We start from the raw sequence: 19302 nt of genomic DNA on the forward strand, positions 1-19302 counted from the left end.
CAGCGAGGAAAAGAGTAAGGCAAGGGAAGGGTTGTCCAAAAGCATCCTGCAGTTTTCAGAGGAAGTCAGCCTGTAGGTGTGGATCAAAGTGCGGGTCAAAAACATCAAGGCAAAGAATAAGCCGCTTTAATCAGCGGCTTATCTATATTCTGTGGCGGAGGGGGAGGGATTCGAACCCTCGAAGCCTTGCGACTTACACACTTTCCAGGCGTGCTCCTTCGACCACTCGGACACCCCTCCGCAGATTGTCTTGGCGAACCGAAGCCACAGCTTGTCCGTCAGAACGGCGCACATAATAACGAGCTAACCCCTCGATTGCAAGCGGGTTTCCGGCTCAAGTCCGCCTGCCGACAGGACGTGCCGCATAGTCGCCGATAGCCTCGAAGCAGAGCCTATCGTCGACGTGAATCTGTTGAACGAGTTTGATGCGCCCCTTGCCGTGCGCATCCAGCTGCGCCGCGAAACGCGTAGGCTCTTCAGGCTCCGCCGCACGACACGAAAGCCGGTAGTCAGCCGTGACCGGGGCCAGAAAACGTTGTGTCGCCTCGGCGATGACGACATCGCGACGAAAACCTCGTGCGCGCAGCCAGAGCGTTGTCCAGCACCACCCCAGCAATGTCGACTGTGCCATCAGCGAACCGCCGAAGCCGGTTCCCTTGTCATTGAGGTTGGGTGCGAGATATACATCGCAAAGCAGCGTGGCGTCCTGCCAGTAAAGGCGCTGCATGCCGAAACGCCCCGCCATCGGTATTGCCGTCTCGAGCCACTGCTGAAAAAGCAGCAGATCGTCTTGCTGCCCTGGTTCTGGCAACGCCAACGACGGGTAGGCCGTGCCGGGCTCGCGCCCCGCCATCAGCTCCAGCACTCGACAAAATCGGCCGGATCGCGCACCGGTGGCGTCCTGAAGCGCCCCCCGGGCTGGCCCAGGTAGATGAAGCCGACGATCGCGTCGTGCTCGGCCAACCCCAGCCCTTCGCGCACCACGGGGTCGAACGCGAAGCTGCCGGTGCGCCACATCGCCCCGAGTCCCTGCGCCTGGGCGGCCAGGACGATAGCATGGGCGGCACATCCAGCCGACAATACCTGCTCGATGGGCGGCACCTTGGCCAGATCCGGCGTCACCCGGGCGATCACGGCGATGATCAGCGGCGCCCGCTTGGGCTTCTTGCGCGTGGATTCCAGCTGTTTCTCGTCGGCTTGGGGATTACTGTGCGCCTCGCTCTCGGCGAACAGCTCGCCCAGGCGATCAAGCCCGGTGCCACTGAACTCGATGAATCGCCACGGCATCAGCTCCTTGTGATCCGGCGCGCGCAACGCCGCACGGTAGAGCGCGTCGAGCTGTTCGCGGTCCGGCACCGGACCGGCCAGCTTGCCCATCGAGCTGCGTTCGTGGAGCAGCGTCATCGCTTCCATGGCAGATTCCTCAAACGAGACCATGTCTCAGTGACTGGGCACCTTACCGCAACTGTTCACTGCCGCGCCAGCCGCAACGGCTCGGGCGGCCGTTCACCCGGCGTGCCCCGCCAAGGACTGATATCGAGCCCACCGCGGCGCACATAGCGCGCCAGCACCAGCAACTTCTCGGGACGCACGCACGCCATGAGGTCGGTAAAAATGTGCTCGACGCAATGTTCATGGAAGTCCTGATGCTGGCGATAGCCCACCAGATACTTGAGCAGCCCCTCGCGGTCGATTCTCGGGCCACGGTAGCGAATCATCACGCTCCCCCAGTCAGGCTGGCCGGTCACCGGACAGTTGGATTTGAGCAGGTGCGAATAGAGGCTCTCCTCGACGATGCCCTGCCCCGCAGCCAACAGCTCGGGGCACGGTGAGTAGTCGCTGATCGCGATATCCAGATCGTCGAGACACTCCCCGGGCAACCGCCGCGGCATCAGCAGCGGGTCGTCGACCGCGAGCAGCTCGACGGATACCGCGCCGCCGGCCGCCGCCGACAGATCAGCCGTGAGCGTATCGCGCACCGCATTCGCGTCCGCGAAACGGCTCTGGTTGAAGCTGTTGAGATAGAGCTTCCACGACTTGGATTCGATCAGCCGTGGCGTATCCGCCGGCAGGCGAAAGCGCGCCACGGCCACCAGCGGTTTGCCACGCGCATTGAGCCAGGAAAGCTCGTAGGCATGCCATTCGTCTTCGCCGACGAAGGGCAGCCGCTCCTCGGCGATTCCCAGCGGCGCACGGTTGGCGGCCCGGGCAATCGGGTACAAAAGCGTGGGATCGTAATGCTCGGGGTAGCTGGACTCACGTCCCAACGGGGCGCCTGCGAGGGTCTCGGGGCGATTCATCATGTGTACCTCAACTGCGTATGCCTTTGCCGCGCTCCAGCATCCACAATGCCAGCGCGAAGAACGCCACGATGAAGACCGCAATGGCGACCAGCGCCCCCGCCACCGGGATGTCGGATACGCCGAGGATGCCGTAGCGGAAGGCGTTGACCATGTACAGGATGGGGTTGACCATCGACACGCCCTGCCAGAAGTCCGGCAACATGTCGATCGAGTAGAACACGCCACCCAGGTAGGTCAGCGGCGTGAGCACGAAGATCGGCACGATCGAGATATCGTCGAACTTGTGCGCCAGCAGCGCGTTGACGAAGCCGCCGATGGAAAACAGCGCGGCGGTCATTGTCACCACGCCGAGCGTTACCAGCGGATGATGGATCGACAGATCCGTGAAGAAGAACGACACAGCGGTGACGATCACACCCACGCCCAGCCCGCGCGCCATGCCGCCGAGCACGAAACCGGCGAGGATCACCCAGTTGGGCATCGGCGAGACCATCATCTCCTCGACGGAGCGCTGAAACTTGTTGGAGAAGAACGACGAGGCGACGTTGGAATAGCTGTTGGTGATCACCGACATCATGATCAATCCCGGAACGATGTACGCCATATAGCTGAAACCGTCCATCTCGCCGATGCGCGAGCCGATCAGATTGCCGAAGATGATGAAATACATGGTCATGGTGATCGACGGCGGCAATAGGGTCTGCGGCCAGATTCGCGTGAAGCGGCGCACCTCCTTGATCACCAGCGTCCATAGCGAGACCAGAATCTGACGGGGGTTCATTTGGCGATTTCCTCGTCGGCGACCTTGGCCGGGCGCGACGCGGCGTTGTCGCTTTCCACCATCGACACGAACAACTCCTCGAGCCGGTTGGCCCGGTTGCGCATCGAGACGACCTCGACACCCTGCGCCGATAGCTGCGAGAAAGCGTCATTGAGACGCTGTCCCTTGTGCAGGCCGAGTGACAGTTGCGAGGCCTCGACCTGTTCGACTTCGAAGCCCTCGAGGGCCGGCGCGGCGACGATCGGTCGCGCCAGATCGAGCAGGAAGGTCTCGGTGTCGAGCTCGGTCAATAGATCGCGCACCGAGGTATTCTTGACGATTTCGCCATTATTGATGATGGCGATGTTGCGGCACAGGCTCTCGGCCTCTTCGAGATAATGCGTGGTGAGGATGATGGTGGTGCCTTCGTCACGGTTGATCCGCCGCATGTATTCCCACATGCTGCGCCGCAGTTCGATATCAACGCCGGCCGTGGGCTCGTCGAGGATCAGCAACCGCGGGCGGTGGATCAGCGCGCGAGCGATCATCAGGCGACGCTTCATGCCCCCGGACAGCATGCGCGCCGGGCCATTGCGCTTGTCCCATAGCCCCAACTCCTTGAGCAGCTGATCGCAACGCGGCTTGGCCTCGCGTAGCGACATGCCGTAGTAGCCGGCCTGGGCGAGGATGATGTCCTCGACCTTCTCGAACTGGGAAAAGTTGAATTCCTGCGGTACCACGCCCAGGTGGTACTTGGCCTTGGGGAAATCACGATCGATGTCGATGCCGTAGATCGATACCTTGCCGGCGGTCTTCTGCACCAACGAGCAGACGATCCCCAGGGTGGTGGACTTGCCCGCCCCGTTAGGCCCCAGCAAGGCGAAGAAGTCGCCCTCGGGAACGTCCAGATCGATCCCTTTCAGGGCATGGAAACCGTTGCCGTAGACTTTCGTGAGTCCACGGATGGAAAGTGCAGGCTTCGCCATCGAACGCCCCTTTCATCGGTCAATCGTCGAACACGCCTAACCATTCCGATTAGCGTGACAAAGAACTACTACATGAGGTCGTTGCAGCGAAAATCAACAGCACACATGCCGTGAGCGGGTTCGGCAAGCGCCGATACCCCTGCAGCCAGGAAAATAGGAAAGATTGGAGCGGGAAACGAGATCGACGGGGCGGCCTTCCGCCGGACCGGCGTGCCGGCTCCCGACCCTCGCCTTGGCAAGGCGATGCTCTACCACTGAGCTATTCCCGCTTGGAGAGGACTGGCGATGCAAGTGGCGTCCCGTAGGGGGTTCGAACCCCTGTTACTGCCGTGAAAGGGCAGTGTCCTAGGCCACTAGACGAACGGGACACGCTTAGCGAAAACTGGAGCGGGAAAGGAGATTCGAACTCCCGACCCTCGCCTTGGCAAGGCGATGCTCTACCACTGAGCTATTCCCGCACTGGTTTTCACCGATTCCGAACACCTGCGACGAAGTGGCGTCCCATAGGGGGTTCGAACCCCTGTTACCGCCGTGAAAGGGCGGTGTCCTGGACCACTAGACGAATGGGACGCATGCCTGCCTCGTCGAGGTGGCGCGTATATTAATTAGCCCGCCTGGGGGTGTCAAGCCGCCATCGCGCCACCGGGCGACTATGCTGTAATCCGGCGCAGCCGGCTACTGCGGGGCTGGCATAGCGAGCTTGGTCTGTTGTCTCATGAGCATCGAAACCACGAACACCCTGCGAGGAGGAAGGCATGCGCAACAAACTGCACAAAAGCGACGCCGAATGGCGCCAGCAGCTGACCCGGGAACAATACCGGGTAACCCGCGAGAAAGGCACCGAGCCGCCGTTCAGCGGCGATCATCAGGTCAGCGACGAACAGGGCATCTATCATTGCGTCTGCTGTGGCGCGGCGCTGTTCGAGAACGAGCACAAGTTCGATTCCGGTTGCGGCTGGCCAAGCTTCGACCGCCCGCTCGGCAAGGGCTCGGTCGAGGAGAACTTCGACGAGTCCCATGGCATGCGGCGCACCGAAGTCGTCTGCTCGCACTGCGATGCCCACCTCGGCCACGTCTTTCCCGATGGCCCGCCACAGACCACCGGGCAGCGCTACTGCATCAACTCGGTGGCGCTGGATTTCCATCCCGACGAGTGATCCCTGCAAGGCGCCTTCGGGCGCCCGGCTTAGGCTCTGTCCGAAAAGTGCCTGCGCTTTTTTGCCTTGCCTGGCCATCGCTCGTCGACTTTTCAGACGAAGCCTAGCGTTCGCTGCCGTGACACGCCTTTCCGGCAAGCCTCTTGCCAGGCCCGGCCGACCTGCCAGGTCTGGTAAGATAGGTGCCGATCCAATTTCCAGAACAGCGCATAGGGGACGACGATGCTCGGCTGGTATCCGGGACACATGAACAAGGCGCGCCGCCAGATCAAGGAAGCGCTGCCCGAAATCGACGTGGTGCTCGAGGTGCTCGACGCCCGCCTGCCCTACTCCAGCGCCAACCCCATGCTCGCCGAGCTCACCGAGCACAAGCCGGTGCTCAAGATTCTCTCGCGGGCCGACCTGGCCGACCCGACATGCACCGCCGAATGGGTCGAATACTTCGACGCCCTGCCGGACACGCGCGCCCTGGCGGTCACCACGACCCAGGCCCGCGAACTCAAGCGCATCCCCGCGTTGTGCCATGAACTGGCCGGTCAGGTGCGCGCCGACCGCGACGTGCGGGTGATGGTCATGGGCATTCCCAACGTCGGCAAGTCGACCCTGATCAACGGCCTGGCGGGGCGCAAGATCGCCAAGACCGGCAACGAGCCGGCGGTGACCAAGCGCCAGCAGAAAATTCGCATCGAGGGGCGCATCGCCCTGATCGACACGCCCGGGGTGCTGTGGCCGAAGATCGAGAACCAGGCCAGCGCCTATCGCCTGGCCGCCAGCGGCGCGATTCGCGACACCGCGATCGACTACCTGGACGTCGCGGTGATCGCCGCCGCCGAGCTGACCAAACGCTACCCCGACGCCCTGAGCGCTCGCTTCAAGCTCAAGACGCTACCGGGCTACGCGCCCGACCCTCAGGCGGCCGGTGTCGAGGTCGACGGCGGGCCGGCGCTCGACCTGATGGCACAGGCCGGGTACGACGGCCAGGCCATCGTCAAGGCGATCGCCGCCAAGCGCGGCGGGCTGCGCGCCGGCGGCGAAGTCGACATGCATCGCGGCGCCGAGGTGTTGTTGCACGAGTTGCGTGACGGCAAGCTCGGACGGGTGACGCTGGAAACTCCCGCCGACATCGTCGAACCGACAGCCGAGCTGCCTACCGCCCCCTCCTCCTGATTCGGCCCGAGCGCGGCTCGAGGGCTCGATGCAGGCGCTTTTGCCGATCAGCGCGGCGGGTTATGCTGGGCTGCGCCCAGATCGGCGGCCTGCAACTCTCAGACGCACATCATTGCCCCAGCCAGTCGCCAAGCCCTATCGCAACGGACACTCCATGCAAACGACCCTCAACCCGATTCGCAAGTCGCACAAGCTCGACAACGTCTGCTACGACATCCGCGGCCCGGTCCTCGATCATGCCAAGCGACTCGAGGACGAGGGTCAGCGCATCCTCAAGCTCAACATCGGCAACCCCGCGCCGTTCGGCTTCGAAGCGCCCGAGGAGATCCTCCAGGACGTGATGCGCAACCTGCCCACCGCCCAGGGCTACTGCGATTCCAAGGGGCTGTACTCGGCGCGCAAGGCGATCATGCAGGAGTGCCAGCGCAAGGCCATACCCGGCGTCGGCATCGAGGATATCTTCGTCGGCAACGGGGTCTCCGAGTTGATCGTGATGGCCATGCAGGCGCTGCTCAACGACGGCGACGAGGTATTGATACCGGCGCCCGACTATCCGCTGTGGACCGCCGCCGCCAACCTGTCCGGCGGGCGTCCGGTGCACTACCGGTGCGACGAGCAGGCCGACTGGGCGCCGGATCTGGCCGATCTGCGCGACAAGATCACCAGCCATACCCGTGCGCTGGTGCTGATCAACCCCAACAACCCCACCGGCGCCGTCTACCCGCCCGAGGTGGTCAAGGAACTGTTGGCCATCGCCCGCCAGCACGACCTGGTGGTGTTCTCCGACGAGATCTACGACAAGATTCTCTACGACGACGTGGAGCACGTCTCCACCGGTGCGCTGGCCAGCGACGAGCAACTGGTAGTGACCATGAACGGCCTGTCCAAGAGCTATCGCTGCGCCGGCTTCCGTTCGGGCTGGATGATTCTTTCCGGCGGGCTCGGCAAGCAGCGCGCCGCGGACTTCATCCAGGGCCTCAACATGCTCGCCTCGATGCGCCTGTGCGCCAATGTGCCGGCCCAGCACGCCATCCAGACCGCGCTTGGCGGCTATCAGTCGATCAACGACCTGGTATTGCCCGGCGGGCGGCTGCGCGCGCAACGCGACATCACCTACGAGAAGCTCAATGCCATTCCCGGGGTTTCCTGCACCAAGCCCCAGGGCGCGCTGTATGCCTTCCCGCGGCTCGATCCGAGCGTATTCAACATCCAGGACGACGAGAAACTGGTCCTCGACCTGTTGCTGCAGGAAAAGATCCTGCTCGTGCAGGGTACCGCCTTCAACTGGCCCGAGCCGGATCATGTGCGCATCGTCACCCTGCCCTGGGCGGAACAGCTGGACGATGCCCTGGAGCGATTCGCACGCTTTCTGAGTCGCTATCGGCAGTGAGCGCCCCAGGATGCGACGACCAGGCAACAACATTCATCAAGGCGCTTGAAACCCGGGCGCCGGCGACCAATCTAATCGTCAATAACACCCCTCCTGACTGCTGAGGATTCGCCCATGATGCGTATCATCCTGTTTCTGGCCACCAACCTGGCGGTAGTGCTGGTGGCCAGCATTACCCTGCGCCTGCTCGGCGTCGAGCCCTACCTCAACGCCAACGGGCTGAACATGAACAGCCTGCTGATCTTCTCTTTCGTGTTCGGCATGGCCGGTTCGCTGGTTTCGCTGTTCATCTCCAAGTGGATGGCCAAGAAAAGCACCGGCACCCAGGTCATCGATACGCCGCGTAACAGCACGGAACAGTGGCTGCTCGATACCGTCGCCGAACTGGCCCGTGATGCCGGCATCAAGATGCCCGAGGTCGGCGTTTTCCCGGCCCAGCAGTCCAATGCCTTCGCGACCGGCTGGAAGAAGGACGACGCGCTGGTTGCGGTGTCGGCTGGATTGCTTGCGCACATGCGTCCCGAAGAGATTCGCGCCGTGCTCGCCCATGAGATCGGCCACGTGGCCAACGGCGACATGGTCACCCTGGCGCTGATTCAGGGCGTGCTCAATACCTTCGTGATATTCTTCGCCCGCGTCGTCGCGCAACTGATCGATAGCTTCCTGCGCCGCGACGATAACGGCGGGCTGGGTTTCATGGGCTACTTCGTGGTGGTCATCGTCGCCGAGATCATCTTCGGCCTGGTCGCCTCGATCATCGTCGCCTGGTTCTCGCGCTTCCGCGAATACCGCGCCGACGCCGCCGGTGCCCAGCTTGCCGGCAGCGGCGCGATGATCAACGCCCTGGCTCGGCTCAAGGCGGAAACCCAGTTGCCCGACCAGATGCCGGATACGCTGACCGCCTTCGCCATTACCACCGGCCAGACCCGCAAGCTCATGGAGCGCCTGTTCGCCAGCCATCCGCCGCTCGACGATCGCATCCGGACGCTCAAGGAATTGGCTTACCGACAGTAAACGCTGAGATGGGCAGGCATTGAAATGCTTGACCATGATGTTCGGCCGCAAGATCAGGGCTCGCTCCGGCGAGCCTTTTCATGGACGCCACAATCCACCAATCGCCGTGTTCATTGCTTGTTGGCCAGGCGGACCTTGAAGCCGAAACGCTCGAGTGCCTCGCGCAGGTCGTTGTTGTTCTTCTTGAGATCGACACGCAGCGTGGAGAATTCGCGGCGCACCGGGTATTCGCCGCGGTAGCGATCGAACGCCTGAGCCATGCCCAGACGCCGCCGGTAGCGTTCAAAGCCGACCATATCGCGGCGCACGTCGTAGCAGGCGCGCACGCATAGCGAGAGCGCCTCGCCGGGTGGCGCCCAGCCGTTGAGCATCAGCTTGCGCAGCCATGGCTCGGGCTTGAGCTGGCCGAGCTTGCGTCGCGCCGGCAAGCCGAAATGACGCATGATCGCCTGGTAGACCAGTTCGGTGCCGCGCATCTTGCCATCCAAGCTGTAGCCGGCGATGTGCGGCGTAGCGATGTCGACCAGCGAATAGAGCGCCTCGTCGATGGCCGGCTCGTGTTCCCAGACATCGATGACCGTGTACAGGTCGCCGTGTTCGGCCAGCCGCTCACGCAGCGCGCGACCATCGAGACAGTCGCCACGTCCGGCATTGAGCAGCACCGTGCCGGGTCGCAGTGCGGCGATGCGCGCTGCGTCGAGCAGGTGGCGTGTCGGATGATCGCCGGTAGTCACCAGGGGCGTGTGCAGGCAGATGATGTCGGCCTCGCCGAGAATCGCATCGAGATCGACGAAATCGTCGCGATTCTCGGCGAGCGCACGGGGCGGATCGCAGACCAGGCAGCGGGCGCCCAGCTCGGCCAGACGCCGCCACAGGCGGCCACCGACGTTGCCCGCCCCGACGATGCCGATGGTGCAACGATCGAGCCGGCAGTCCTGCTCCTCGGCCAGCATCGAGAGGCTGGATAGCACGTAATCGACCACCGAGTCGGCGTTGCAGCCCGGTGCGCTGGCAAAACCGATACGCCGTTCATGCAGGTAATCGAGATCGATGTGGTCGGTGCCGATCGTGCAAGTGCCCACGAAGCGCACCGGCGAGCCGGCCAATAGCGCGGCGTCGACCCGGGTGATCGAACGCACCAATAGAATGTCGCACCCGGCCACCGCCTGGGCGTCGATCTCGCGACCGGGGAGCCGGCGAATCTCGCCCAGCTCGCCGAAGAACTCATCGACCAGCGGGATGTTCTGGTCGGCTAGAATGCGCATGCTGCTCGCTCCTTGTCCCCGGCTGGCGGGCCGCTACAATGATGGCGCCTCGATCGCCAGCCATCTTAGGCTGAGTGATCGGGGGCGACAAGCCGCCATCGACTCTCTGCCATCGACTCTGGAGCCGCCGTGATCGTCCGCTGGGAAAGCCCTCATGACTATGTGCTGGTGCACATCCATCAGGACATGTTCGGCGACTGGATATTCAGCCGCACCTGGGGCCAGATCGGCACCCAGTTCGGCGGCCTCAAGCATCAACTGGCCGAAAGCCGCGAGCAGGCGCTGATGTGGCTCGACGACGTCGATCACATTCAGCGCTCGCGGGGCTTTCGCAAGGTACTCGAGACCCACGACGACAGCCCCGAGGGCCGCGACGCCGTGCGCCAGCTGTCGCTGCTCGAATAGCCCTTGGCATGGCCTTCATTCGCCGCCTTGACGATGGCGAATCAGGAAACAGTGATGCAGATCGGGGCGCCGCTGGAAATCGGGATCGTAGCTGCGCGAGGTAATGTCCTGCACCGCGAAGCGCTCGGCGAGCCCCTCATCCAATCGGAAGCGGCGCTGGTTGTTGGAAAAGATCAGCGTGCCGCCGGGCGCCAGCCGCGCCATGGCCAGCTCAATCAATCGCGGGTGATCGCGCTGAATATCCAGCGTCGCCTCCATGCGCTTGGAATTCGAGAAAGTCGGCGGATCGAGGAAGATCAGGTCGAAACGGCTCTCGGCAGTTTCCAGCCAGTGCAGGCAATCGTCGCGCACCACCCGATGGCGCGACGGATCGAGCCGGTTGAGCGCCAGGTTGTCACGCGCCCAGTCGAGGTAGGTATTCGACAAATCGACGCTGACGCTATCCGTGGCGCCACCCAGCGCGGCATGCACGGTCGCCGCCCCGGTATAGCAGAACAGGTTGAGAAAGCGCTTGCCGCCGGCCATCTCGGCGATCATCCGGCGCACCGGACGGTGATCGAGGAACAGCCCGGTATCCAGGTAATCGCGCAGATTAACCCATAAACGGGCGCTACCCTCGCCGATCTGAAAGCGTTCGCCGCTGGAATCGCGTTTCTGGTACTGAGCCTTGCCGGCCTGGCGTTCGCGCTGCTTGAGATGAATGCGTTCGGCGCGCACGTCGAGCACCTCGGGCAGCACGCTCAGCGCTTCCATCAGCCGACGCTGAGCCTGGGCCGGCTCGACCGATTTCGGCGGCGCGTATTCCTGCACGTGGACGCGCTCGGCGTAGATATCGATGGCCATCGCGTATTCGGGCATATCGGCGTCGTAGACTCGGTAGCATTGCTCGCCGCTACGCTTGAGCCACTTGGCCAGCCGCTTGCGATTCTTGACCAGCCGATTGGCGAACATCTGCGCCCCCTGCGAGCGCCGATCCGCCGCCGGCGACGATTCGCCGGCATCCGGCCCCGCCTCGGCAATCGCCATCAGCAGCAGCTTGCAGTCCAGGGCGCCGTTCTTGAACGCATACTGCCTGTCGGCGCGCAGCCCGGTGCGATGGCCGAGATCGGGGTTGCCGGTGAACAGCGCCAGGCTCCAGCCGGGAAATTCGCGTCGTGCACGCTCGCCGAGCGCCGCATACAGCGAGACCAGCTCAGGCAGCTCGCCGATGCGTTCGCCGTAGGGCGGGTTGGTAATGATCAGCCCCCGGTCGGTGATCTCCATGGGGCGCCGCAGCTGCCGCACGTCGCCGCCTGCGAAGGTGACCAGCGCAGGAATCCCGGCGCGCATGGCATTGGCCTTGGCGGCGGAAAGCGCCTGGGGGCTCTGGTCGAAGCCATACAGGCGCGATTCGATACGCCGACGACCCAGGTTGGCACGCGCCTCGGCCTCGCGCTTGAGCGTCTGCCACAATGCCTCGTCATGGCCCGCCCAGCCATGCAGGCCGAAACGTTGCCGGTTGAGGTTGGGCGCCACGTCGCCAGCCATCATCGCCGCCTCGATCACCAACGTCCCCGAGCCGCACAGCGGATCGACCAGCGGCTCGCCGCGCTTGGCGCGGGCCGGCCAGTCGGCGCGCACCAGCAGCGCCGCCGCCAGGTTCTCCTTGAGCGGCGCATGGCCCGGCTCGCGGCGATAGCCGCGCTGGTGCAGGCTGGTGCCGGCCAGGTCGATGCCCAGCGTCAGGCGCCCGCGATGCAAGTGCGCATAGAGTCGCAGGTCGGGATCGGGCAACTCGACCCGCGGCCGCTCACGGCCGGCCTGGCGCAATGCATCGACGACGCCATCCTTGACCGTCTGGGCGCCGAAACGGGTATGCCGGATCGCCGCTGACTGGCCGTGGAAGTCCACCGCCAGGGTCGCCTCGGCGGGCAGATGATTCGCCCAGTCGAGCCGTTCGACACAGGCCTTGAGCGTCTCGGGCGTCTCGATGTCGGCCTGCCGGGCCAGGCACAGGATGATCCGGTTGGCCAGGCGCGACCACAGACAGGCGCGATAGGCCACCTCCAGCCCAGCGCTAAAATGCACGCCGGCGACAGTCTGCTTGGTGATCGTGGCGCCCCACTGGGCCAGCTCGTCGGCCAGCAACGCTTCGATGCCCTTGGGGCAGGTCGCAAAAAAATCCCGCAGCGCGTCGTTCGGCACTTCTGACCCTGAAGACTCATCTGACACTGGCGACTCGGTCGGCATGTGAACGAATATTCCTTTTAATTTCACTTGCGTAACATTTTTGTAACAAAAACGACTCGACACGACTGACGTTTTTGGACTAGTACTTACCCTAGTAGCTACTGATAACGCATGCGTTCTGTTCGCGGGCTCTAGAGCAGCGCCAACGGGTCTTCTTGACCGTTGTCGTTTGATGACTCGCAATAAAAACCCGGTTCTTCACAAGAGGCCACCCGATGAAACGACAGAAACGTGATCGCTTTCAGCGTGCCTATATTCATGGCTACAAGGCAGGTATGACAGGTCGCTCTAGAGATGACTGTCCCAGCCAGGATATCAACCTACGCGAATACTGGATGAGCGGTTGGCGTGAAGGTCGCGGGGATCAGTGGGCCGGCATGATAGGGGTTGCCGGCATCCACAAGAACCCCATGGTGATCTAACCTGAATGAACGAAGAATACCCCCCAAGGCCCGTCTCGGTGACGGGCCTTCTTGTTGATCTCCGACAGTTTCCAAGCGTCCGATTCGACCGGGCTCCTCGCGCCGGTCACCGCAGCGCACGTCGGCACTCCCCGACCAGCGCCGGCCCCCGGTAGACGAACCCCGTGTAGAGCTGAACGAGATCCGCGCCCGCTTCATGCTTGGCCACTGCCTCGTCGCCGTTGGTAATTCCCCCTACTCCGATGATCGGCATGTCGGGCAGGTAGCGGCGCAATGCTGCGACGACACGATTCGATGCGGCGAATACCGGCTGCCCGGAAAGCCCGCCCTGCTCCTCGGCGTGCGGCAAGCCCATCACCGCGTCGCGGGCGATCGTAGTGTTGGTCGCGATCACCGCATCGATGGCGTTGCGGGCGAGCGCCTCGGCCACCAGGCCGATGGCGGCCTCCTCCATGTCCGGGGCAATCTTGACCGCCAGCGGCACGCGACGCCCCGCCTGGTCGTCGAGCTGTGTGCAGCGTTCGCGCAACGGAGCGAGCAAGCCATCGAGGTGCGCGCCGAGTTGCAGGTCGCGAAGCCCGGGCGTATTGGGCGAGGAGATATTGACGGTGATGTAATGCGCGCAAGCGTGCACGCGCTCCAGGCACACGAGGTAGTCGTCGACCGCCCTCTCGACCGGCGTCGTCAGATTCTTGCCGATATTGATGCCGATCACGCCTGCATAACGGCTCTTGCGCACATTGGCGATGAGCCGGTCGACCCCGGCATTGTTGAACCCCATGCGATTGATGATCGCCTGGCGCTCGGGCAATCGAAACAGCCGCGGCCGCGGATTGCCGGGCTGAGGGCGGGGCGTGACGGTGCCGACTTCGACGAAACCGAAACCCAGCGCCCCCAGCGCATCGAGATGATCGGCGTTCTTGTCGAGCCCGGCTGCCAGGCCGACTCGATTGGCGAAGCGCAGCCCCATCACCTCGCAGGGGGCATCGAGTGCCCCTCCGGCACCGAGCATTCCCTGCAGATGCAATCGGTGGATCAGCTTCAGGGCGTGTAGCGTAACGCCATGGGCGGTTTCAGGGTCCAGGCGGAACAACAGTGAACGGGCGAGCGCGTACATCGGGCTCCTCGGCAGCAACAGGGCAAAAGGCGCCGGGAGTATACCGCACAAGCAACGCGGCGACGACGCACGTCGTGCGCCGCCGCCGCGGCCCCACCCATGACAGTACTTTGCTGCGTCAGCTCTCGCCGTTGCTCTCGGCCAGATCGACCAGCTCACGTATCGCCACGGCAAACAGCGGATAGCCGCCCTGAGCACCACCACGCACTTCGTTGACCAGCCCGCACCAGCGCTCGTGGAGATCGGCATGGCGCACCAGCCACTGATCGACCCGCGGCTCCACGTCGCGGGGCGCATCGGCCATCTTGACCACGCTGACGGTCAGCGCCAGTTGCTGGCGATCGAGATCGTCGCGAAAGGCTTCACGGGCCTGGGCCTGCCAGCTATCGCGTACCTTGAGGGCATCGACCTGCTCGGTCATCCACGGCAACTCGAGACGGTGACCGATCTCGTAGTAGAGCTCGGCGACACGCTGGATCTTCTCGTCGGTCTGCTTGGCCGCTTCGATGATCCCCAACCCGGCGAACAGGTTACCGGTGGCGGCGACGATATTGGCCAACGCCTTGGGTACGCCGGCCGAGGTGAGCTCGTCGCGGCGCTCCTGCCAGAGGTCGAGTTCCTGACCACGCAGGCGCTTGCCGATGCTCTCCTGAAGCTGCGACAGGCGCGGCGCGAAGTGCTCGATACTCTCGTTGACCGAAAGGCTGCTGCGCTGACGCAGAAACCAGCGCGTAGCGCGACGAATCAGGCGCATCAGATCGAGCATCATCTGGTATTGAATGCCGCTATCGACGCGATTGTCCAGCGCTTCGATCTGCTGCCACAGCCCCTCGAGATTGAAGCTGTCGCGGGCAATCACATAGGCCCGCGCGATATCCGCCCGGCTGGCCCCGGTGGTGTCGATCAACCGCCGGACGAAGACGATGCCCATATGATCGACCAGGTCGTTGGCGATCTGCGTGGCGACGATCTCGCGCTTGAGACGGTGGCCGTACATGTCGTCGTGGAACCGCTCGACCAGGGTTCTGGGGAACGCCCGTTCGAGGTGACACTGGATGTACGGATCGTCGGGGACTTCCGATTCGATCAAGTCGCCCTTGAGGGTACTCTTGGCATAGGAGATCAGCACCGAGAGTTCGGGCAGCGTCAGCCCTTCTTCATTGTTGGAGCGTTCGAGCAGCGCTTCATCGCTGGGCAGGGACTCGAGTTCGCGATCGAGATGCCCGCTGGCCTCGAGCTCATTGATGAAGCGCCGATAGGGACCCATGCCCTCCTTCGATAGCCGTTCGGACAATGACAGCGCCTGGGTCTGGCGATAGTTGTCGCGTATCACCAGCTCGGCGACCTCCTCGGTCATTTCCGCCAACAGCGCGTTGCGCTGCTTGTCGGTCATGTCGCCGCGCTTGACGATGTCGTCGAGCAAAATCTTGATGTTGACCTCATGATCCGAGCAGTTGACCCCGCCGGCGTTGTCGATGAAGTCGGTGTTGACGCGCACCCCGCGCAGCGCGGCTTGCATGCGGCCACGCTGGGTCAGGCCAAGGTTGCCCCCCTCGCCGACCACCCGGCAGTTGAGTTCATCACCGTTGACGCGCAGGCCGTCGTTGGCCTTGTCGCCGACGTCGGCATGGCTTTCCTGGCTGGATTTGACGTAGGTGCCGATGCCGCCGTTCCAGATCAGGTCGACCTGGGCCTTGAGCATGGCATTGATCAGATCGTTGGGCGAAAGCTTGTCGGCCTGAATGCCGAAGGCCTTCTTCATCGGCTCGCTGATGGCGATCGACTTGGCGCTGCGCTTGAAGACGCCGCCCCCCGCCGAGATCAGTTCGGCGTCGTAATCCTCCCAACTGGAGCGCGCCTGATCGAACAGCCGCTTGCGCTCAGCGAAGGACTTCGCCGGGTCGGGGTCCGGGTCGACGAAGATATGCAGGTGGTTGAAGGCGCCGATCAGCCGGATCCGGTCGGACAACAGCATGCCGTTGCCGAATACGTCACCGGCCATGTCGCCGATCCCCAGCACGCTGAACGGGTCCTTCTGGGTGTCCAGCCCCATCTCGCGGAAGTGGCGCTTGACCGACTCCCAGGCGCCGCGGGCGGTGATCGCCATCTTCTTGTGGTCGTAACCGTTGGCACCGCCCGAGGCGAAGGCGTCGCCCAGCCAATGGCCGTAATCCAGCGATATTTCGTTGGCGATGTCCGAAAAGGTCGCCGTGCCCTTGTCGGCGGCGACGACCAGATAGGGATCGTCGTCGTCGCGTCTTACCACATCCCGCGGCACGACGACCTCGCCGCCATCGAGGTTGTCGGTGATGTCGAGCAGCGCGCGAATGAATAGCTGATAGCAGGCAATGCCTTCCTTCTGGATCGCGTCGCGGTCGGCAGTGTCGGGCATCCGCTTGCAGATGAAACCGCCCTTGGCGCCCACCGGCACGATGACGGCATTCTTGACTTGCTGAGCCTTGACCAGGCCGAGAATCTCGGTACGGAAGTCCTCGTGGCGGTCCGACCAGCGCAGCCCGCCGCGGGCGACCTTGCCGCCACGCAGGTGGACGCCTTCGACACGCGGCGAATAGACGAAGATCTCGAACAGTGGACGCGGCTTGGGCATCTCCGGCACGCGCGTCGGGTCGAGCTTGAAGGAGATGTAGTCCTTGACCGCGCCATGGGCGTCGCACTGATAGAAATTGGTGCGCAAGGTGGCCTGGATCAGATCGATGTAGCGGCGCAGCAGCAGGTCGTCGTTGAGGCTCGCGACGCTGTCGAGCATCTGCGTCAATCGTTCGACACTGGCGTCGATCTGCTCGGCTTGCCGCTCGCCCTGCGGGTCGAAACGCAACGTGAACAGCCGGATCAGCTCGCGTGTGATCTCCGGGTAACTGGTCAGCGTGTTGGCGATATACAGCTGCGACAGGCCGAAGCGGATCTGCTTGAGGTAACGGGCGTAGGCGCGCAGTATCGCGACCTCGCGCCAGTCGAGACTGGCGGCGATGATCAGGCGGTTGAATGGGTCGTTTTCGGCCTCGCCTGTCCAGATACGCTTGAAGGCGTCGATGAAGATATCGCGCATGTCCTGCAGATTGACGACTTCGCGGCCATGATGCTCGAGCGTGAAATCGTGAATCCAGAACGCCTTGTCCGCCCGGTGGATGCCGTAAGGACGTTCGCCGAGGACGCGAAGCCCCAGGTTCTCCATCATCGGCAATACATCGGAAAGCGGGATCGGCGCATCGCCATGGAACAGCTTGAGGTTGACGCCCTCCTCGTCCTCTTCGACCAATCGGTAGAGACTCAGGGCGACCGGCGCCCCCTCGTCGACTTCGCCGATGTGCTTAAGGTCATAGACGGCGGTGCGCGCCGTGAAATCCTCACGATAGCTGCTCGGAAAGGCGTCGCGATAGCGACCCATGAGCCGGTTGGCCCGTTCCTCGCCGACACCTTCGACCAAGGCGTTATGCAGGTCGTCGCGCCAACTGCGGGCCAGCCCGGCGATCTTGTTCTCGAGCTTGCGCAGATCGTAGTCGGTCGGACTGTCGCCATTGAAGCGCAGAATGAACTGGATGCGCGCCAGCACCGATTCCGACAGATACGTGTTGAAATCGCCGAAGGTGGCGTCGAGCTCCTCGCAGAGCAGATTCTGGATACGCACCCGCAGGTCGGTGGAAAATACGTCGCGCGGCACGAACACCAGACAGGAATAGAAATGGCCAAAGCGATCCTCACGCACGAACAGACGTACCCGGCGCCGCTCGCGAATATTGAGGATACCCAGCGCCGTCTCGGTCAGCTCCTCGGTGCTGATCTGGAACAGGTCGTCGCGCGGATAGACCTCGAGGATCTGCAAGAGATGCTTGCCGTTGTGCCCCTTGGGGTTGACGCCGGAGGCATCCAGCACCGCCTGAATCTTTCTGCGCAGTACCGGAATGTGGCGCGGTGAATCGTTGTAGATCACCGCGGCGTAAAGGCCGATGAAGCGCCGCTCGCCGATCACGTTGCCGTCCTTGTCGTAGCGTTCGATGGCAATGTAATCGGGATAGGCGGGACGGTGAATGCGCGCGTGATAGGCACTCTTGGCGAAGGTCAGCAGTTCGGGAATCAGTACGTAGCGATCGTCCTCGATGCCCTGGTCGCTACGAATACGCTCCTGATAGCGCGGCTGGTCGAGCTTGAATACCCCCAGCTCGCTGCCCTTGACGCGCTGCAGTTCCTGGCGGCCCTGCTTGTCGATCACCGCGTACTCGTCGTAACCGAGGAAGGTGAAGTGGTCGTTCTGCAGCCACTCGAGAAAGGCGATGGCTTCGCTGTGATTCTCCTTGCTGACCGGCTTGGGGCGCGTGGCCTTGATCTCTTCCAGAGCCTCGCCGACCCGCGCCAGCATGGGCTCGAAGTCCTCGACCGCAGTGCGCACATCGGTCAGCACGTCGCGCAGGCTCGCCTCGAGATCCTCGAGTACCGGGGCGTCCGAGTGGCGATCGATCTCGATGACCATGATCGATTCCCGCCCCTGCGGCGCATCCTTGTCGCGCGGCGACGCGGTCCGCTTGAGACGATGCTGGCGGTCGCGCTCGACGGCGAGCACCGCATTGTGGATGGCATGCACGGTGATGCCGCGGCGATTGAGCTCGATGCGCACCGAATCGACGAGGAACGGCATGTCCTCGTGCAGCACCTCGATCAGCGTATGCGAGGACTGCCAGCCATGCTCTTCGAAATCGGGGTTGTAGACATGCACCTTGGGCGAGCGCGGATCGTGATGCTGGATGAAGTGCCAGGTCATCAGCGTCGCCCCGTAGGTGTCGTCGAGGTGACGCTCGATTAGATCCTCGAGCGGCGCACTTGCATAAAAAGCCTCGGCGAAGGTCGTCACGGCCTCCACCTTTTCCTGCGGCAGGCGCTTGGCGAGCTGCTCGCGAAGTTGAGCCAGGAATTCCTGTTTGCCATCGATTGCGACGTGTTGCATCAATCACCTCGGCTGCATCCAGCCGCTGCCTGCGGCCGGGAGATATTCATTGGCGCGGTCGATCACACGCTGGCGATGAGCTTACTCTAGCTCTACCTCGCTTCCCCATCGTCATGCCGGCTTCTTCATG

General features: G+C 63.3%; 15 protein-coding genes and 5 tRNA genes. 6 read left to right on the forward strand and 14 right to left on the reverse strand.

The genetic code is table 11. From position 1 onward, the window contains the following. Positions 1 to 152 precede the first annotated feature (152 nt). The 10 genes from HALZIN_RS0109265 to HALZIN_RS0109310 form a co-directional block, all read right to left on the reverse strand. Positions 153 to 240: transfer RNA gene (locus HALZIN_RS0109265), tRNA-Ser, on the reverse strand. Between the two features lie 94 nt (positions 241 to 334). Beyond that, positions 335 to 865, reverse strand: a complete 531-nt coding sequence (locus HALZIN_RS0109270; protein WP_328286630.1) for a YiiD C-terminal domain-containing protein — start codon at positions 863 to 865, stop codon at positions 335 to 337. Continuing rightward, complete coding sequence (locus tag HALZIN_RS0109275) at positions 853 to 1413, reverse strand: nitroreductase family protein (RefSeq protein WP_031383942.1); 561 nt, start codon at positions 1411 to 1413, stop codon at positions 853 to 855. Before HALZIN_RS0109275 ends, HALZIN_RS0109270 begins: the two co-directional genes overlap by 13 nt. A 56-nt stretch (positions 1414 to 1469) precedes the next feature. After that, positions 1470 to 2303: an NADPH-dependent 7-cyano-7-deazaguanine reductase QueF gene (gene queF, locus HALZIN_RS0109280; RefSeq protein ID WP_031383943.1), complete on the reverse strand. Its 834-nt coding sequence runs from the start codon at positions 2301 to 2303 to the stop codon at positions 1470 to 1472. 7 nt (positions 2304 to 2310) lie between these two features. Continuing rightward, positions 2311 to 3084 (reverse strand): ABC transporter permease, encoded by a 774-nt coding sequence (locus HALZIN_RS0109285; protein WP_031383944.1) that lies wholly within the window; start codon positions 3082 to 3084, stop codon positions 2311 to 2313. After that, positions 3081 to 4049, reverse strand: a complete 969-nt coding sequence (locus tag HALZIN_RS0109290) for an ABC transporter ATP-binding protein (protein WP_031383945.1) — start codon at positions 4047 to 4049, stop codon at positions 3081 to 3083. Before HALZIN_RS0109290 ends, HALZIN_RS0109285 begins: the two co-directional genes overlap by 4 nt. A gap of 164 nt (positions 4050 to 4213) precedes the next feature. Next, positions 4214 to 4318: transfer RNA gene (locus tag HALZIN_RS0109295), tRNA-Gly, on the reverse strand. A gap of 23 nt (positions 4319 to 4341) precedes the next feature. Next, a tRNA-Glu gene (locus HALZIN_RS0109300) sits at positions 4342 to 4417 on the reverse strand. A 15-nt stretch (positions 4418 to 4432) separates the two neighbouring features. Continuing rightward, positions 4433 to 4507: transfer RNA gene (locus HALZIN_RS0109305), tRNA-Gly, on the reverse strand. A 36-nt stretch (positions 4508 to 4543) separates the two neighbouring features. Further along, positions 4544 to 4619, reverse strand: a tRNA-Glu gene (locus HALZIN_RS0109310). Between the two features lie 185 nt (positions 4620 to 4804). Here HALZIN_RS0109310 and msrB point away from each other — a divergent pair. From msrB to htpX, 4 genes are all read left to right on the forward strand, one after another. Next, positions 4805 to 5206, forward strand: coding sequence for a peptide-methionine (R)-S-oxide reductase MsrB (gene msrB, locus HALZIN_RS0109315; RefSeq protein WP_031383946.1), 402 nt, complete (start codon positions 4805 to 4807; stop codon positions 5204 to 5206). A gap of 222 nt (positions 5207 to 5428) precedes the next feature. Further along, positions 5429 to 6373 carry a ribosome biogenesis GTPase YlqF gene (gene ylqF / locus HALZIN_RS0109320; protein WP_031383947.1) on the forward strand — a complete coding sequence of 315 codons (945 nt, stop codon included), beginning with the start codon at positions 5429 to 5431 and terminating at the stop codon, positions 6371 to 6373. Between the two features lie 154 nt (positions 6374 to 6527). Continuing rightward, positions 6528 to 7763 (forward strand): pyridoxal phosphate-dependent aminotransferase, encoded by a 1236-nt coding sequence (locus tag HALZIN_RS0109325; RefSeq protein ID WP_031383948.1) that lies wholly within the window; start codon positions 6528 to 6530, stop codon positions 7761 to 7763. A 114-nt stretch (positions 7764 to 7877) separates the two neighbouring features. Beyond that, positions 7878 to 8777, forward strand: coding sequence for a protease HtpX (gene htpX, locus HALZIN_RS0109330; RefSeq protein ID WP_031383949.1), 900 nt, complete (start codon positions 7878 to 7880; stop codon positions 8775 to 8777). Between the two features lie 110 nt (positions 8778 to 8887). On the opposite strand, the gene pdxB is transcribed toward htpX, so the two are convergent. Then, on the reverse strand, positions 8888 to 10042 hold the full coding sequence (gene pdxB / locus HALZIN_RS0109335) for a 4-phosphoerythronate dehydrogenase PdxB (protein ID WP_031383950.1): 1155 nt from the start codon (positions 10040 to 10042) through the stop codon (positions 8888 to 8890). 129 nt (positions 10043 to 10171) lie between these two features. Between pdxB and HALZIN_RS0109340 the strand changes: the two genes are divergently transcribed. After that, positions 10172 to 10447, forward strand: coding sequence for a hypothetical protein (locus HALZIN_RS0109340; protein ID WP_031383951.1), 276 nt, complete (start codon positions 10172 to 10174; stop codon positions 10445 to 10447). 15 nt (positions 10448 to 10462) lie between these two features. Here the strand turns inward: HALZIN_RS0109340 and rlmKL are convergent, their stop codons facing one another. Beyond that, positions 10463 to 12676, reverse strand: coding sequence for a bifunctional 23S rRNA (guanine(2069)-N(7))-methyltransferase RlmK/23S rRNA (guanine(2445)-N(2))-methyltransferase RlmL (gene rlmKL, locus HALZIN_RS0109345; protein WP_051907453.1), 2214 nt, complete (start codon positions 12674 to 12676; stop codon positions 10463 to 10465). Between the two features lie 215 nt (positions 12677 to 12891). Between rlmKL and rmf the strand changes: the two genes are divergently transcribed. After that, positions 12892 to 13098: a ribosome modulation factor gene (gene rmf / locus HALZIN_RS17495; RefSeq protein ID WP_084173463.1), complete on the forward strand. Its 207-nt coding sequence runs from the start codon at positions 12892 to 12894 to the stop codon at positions 13096 to 13098. A 106-nt stretch (positions 13099 to 13204) separates the two neighbouring features. Here rmf and HALZIN_RS0109350 read toward each other — a convergent pair whose 3' ends face one another. Together HALZIN_RS0109350 and HALZIN_RS0109355 are read right to left on the reverse strand one after the other, a co-directional pair. Then, positions 13205 to 14215: a quinone-dependent dihydroorotate dehydrogenase gene (locus tag HALZIN_RS0109350; protein WP_031383953.1), complete on the reverse strand. Its 1011-nt coding sequence runs from the start codon at positions 14213 to 14215 to the stop codon at positions 13205 to 13207. A gap of 118 nt (positions 14216 to 14333) precedes the next feature. Next, positions 14334 to 19172 carry an NAD-glutamate dehydrogenase gene (locus HALZIN_RS0109355; protein WP_031383954.1) on the reverse strand — a complete coding sequence of 1613 codons (4839 nt, stop codon included), beginning with the start codon at positions 19170 to 19172 and terminating at the stop codon, positions 14334 to 14336. Between the last annotated feature and the right edge of the window lie 130 nt (positions 19173 to 19302).

This window comes from Halomonas zincidurans B6 (assembly GCF_000731955.1).
Taxonomy (GTDB): Bacteria; Pseudomonadota; Gammaproteobacteria; order Pseudomonadales; family Halomonadaceae; genus Modicisalibacter; species Modicisalibacter zincidurans.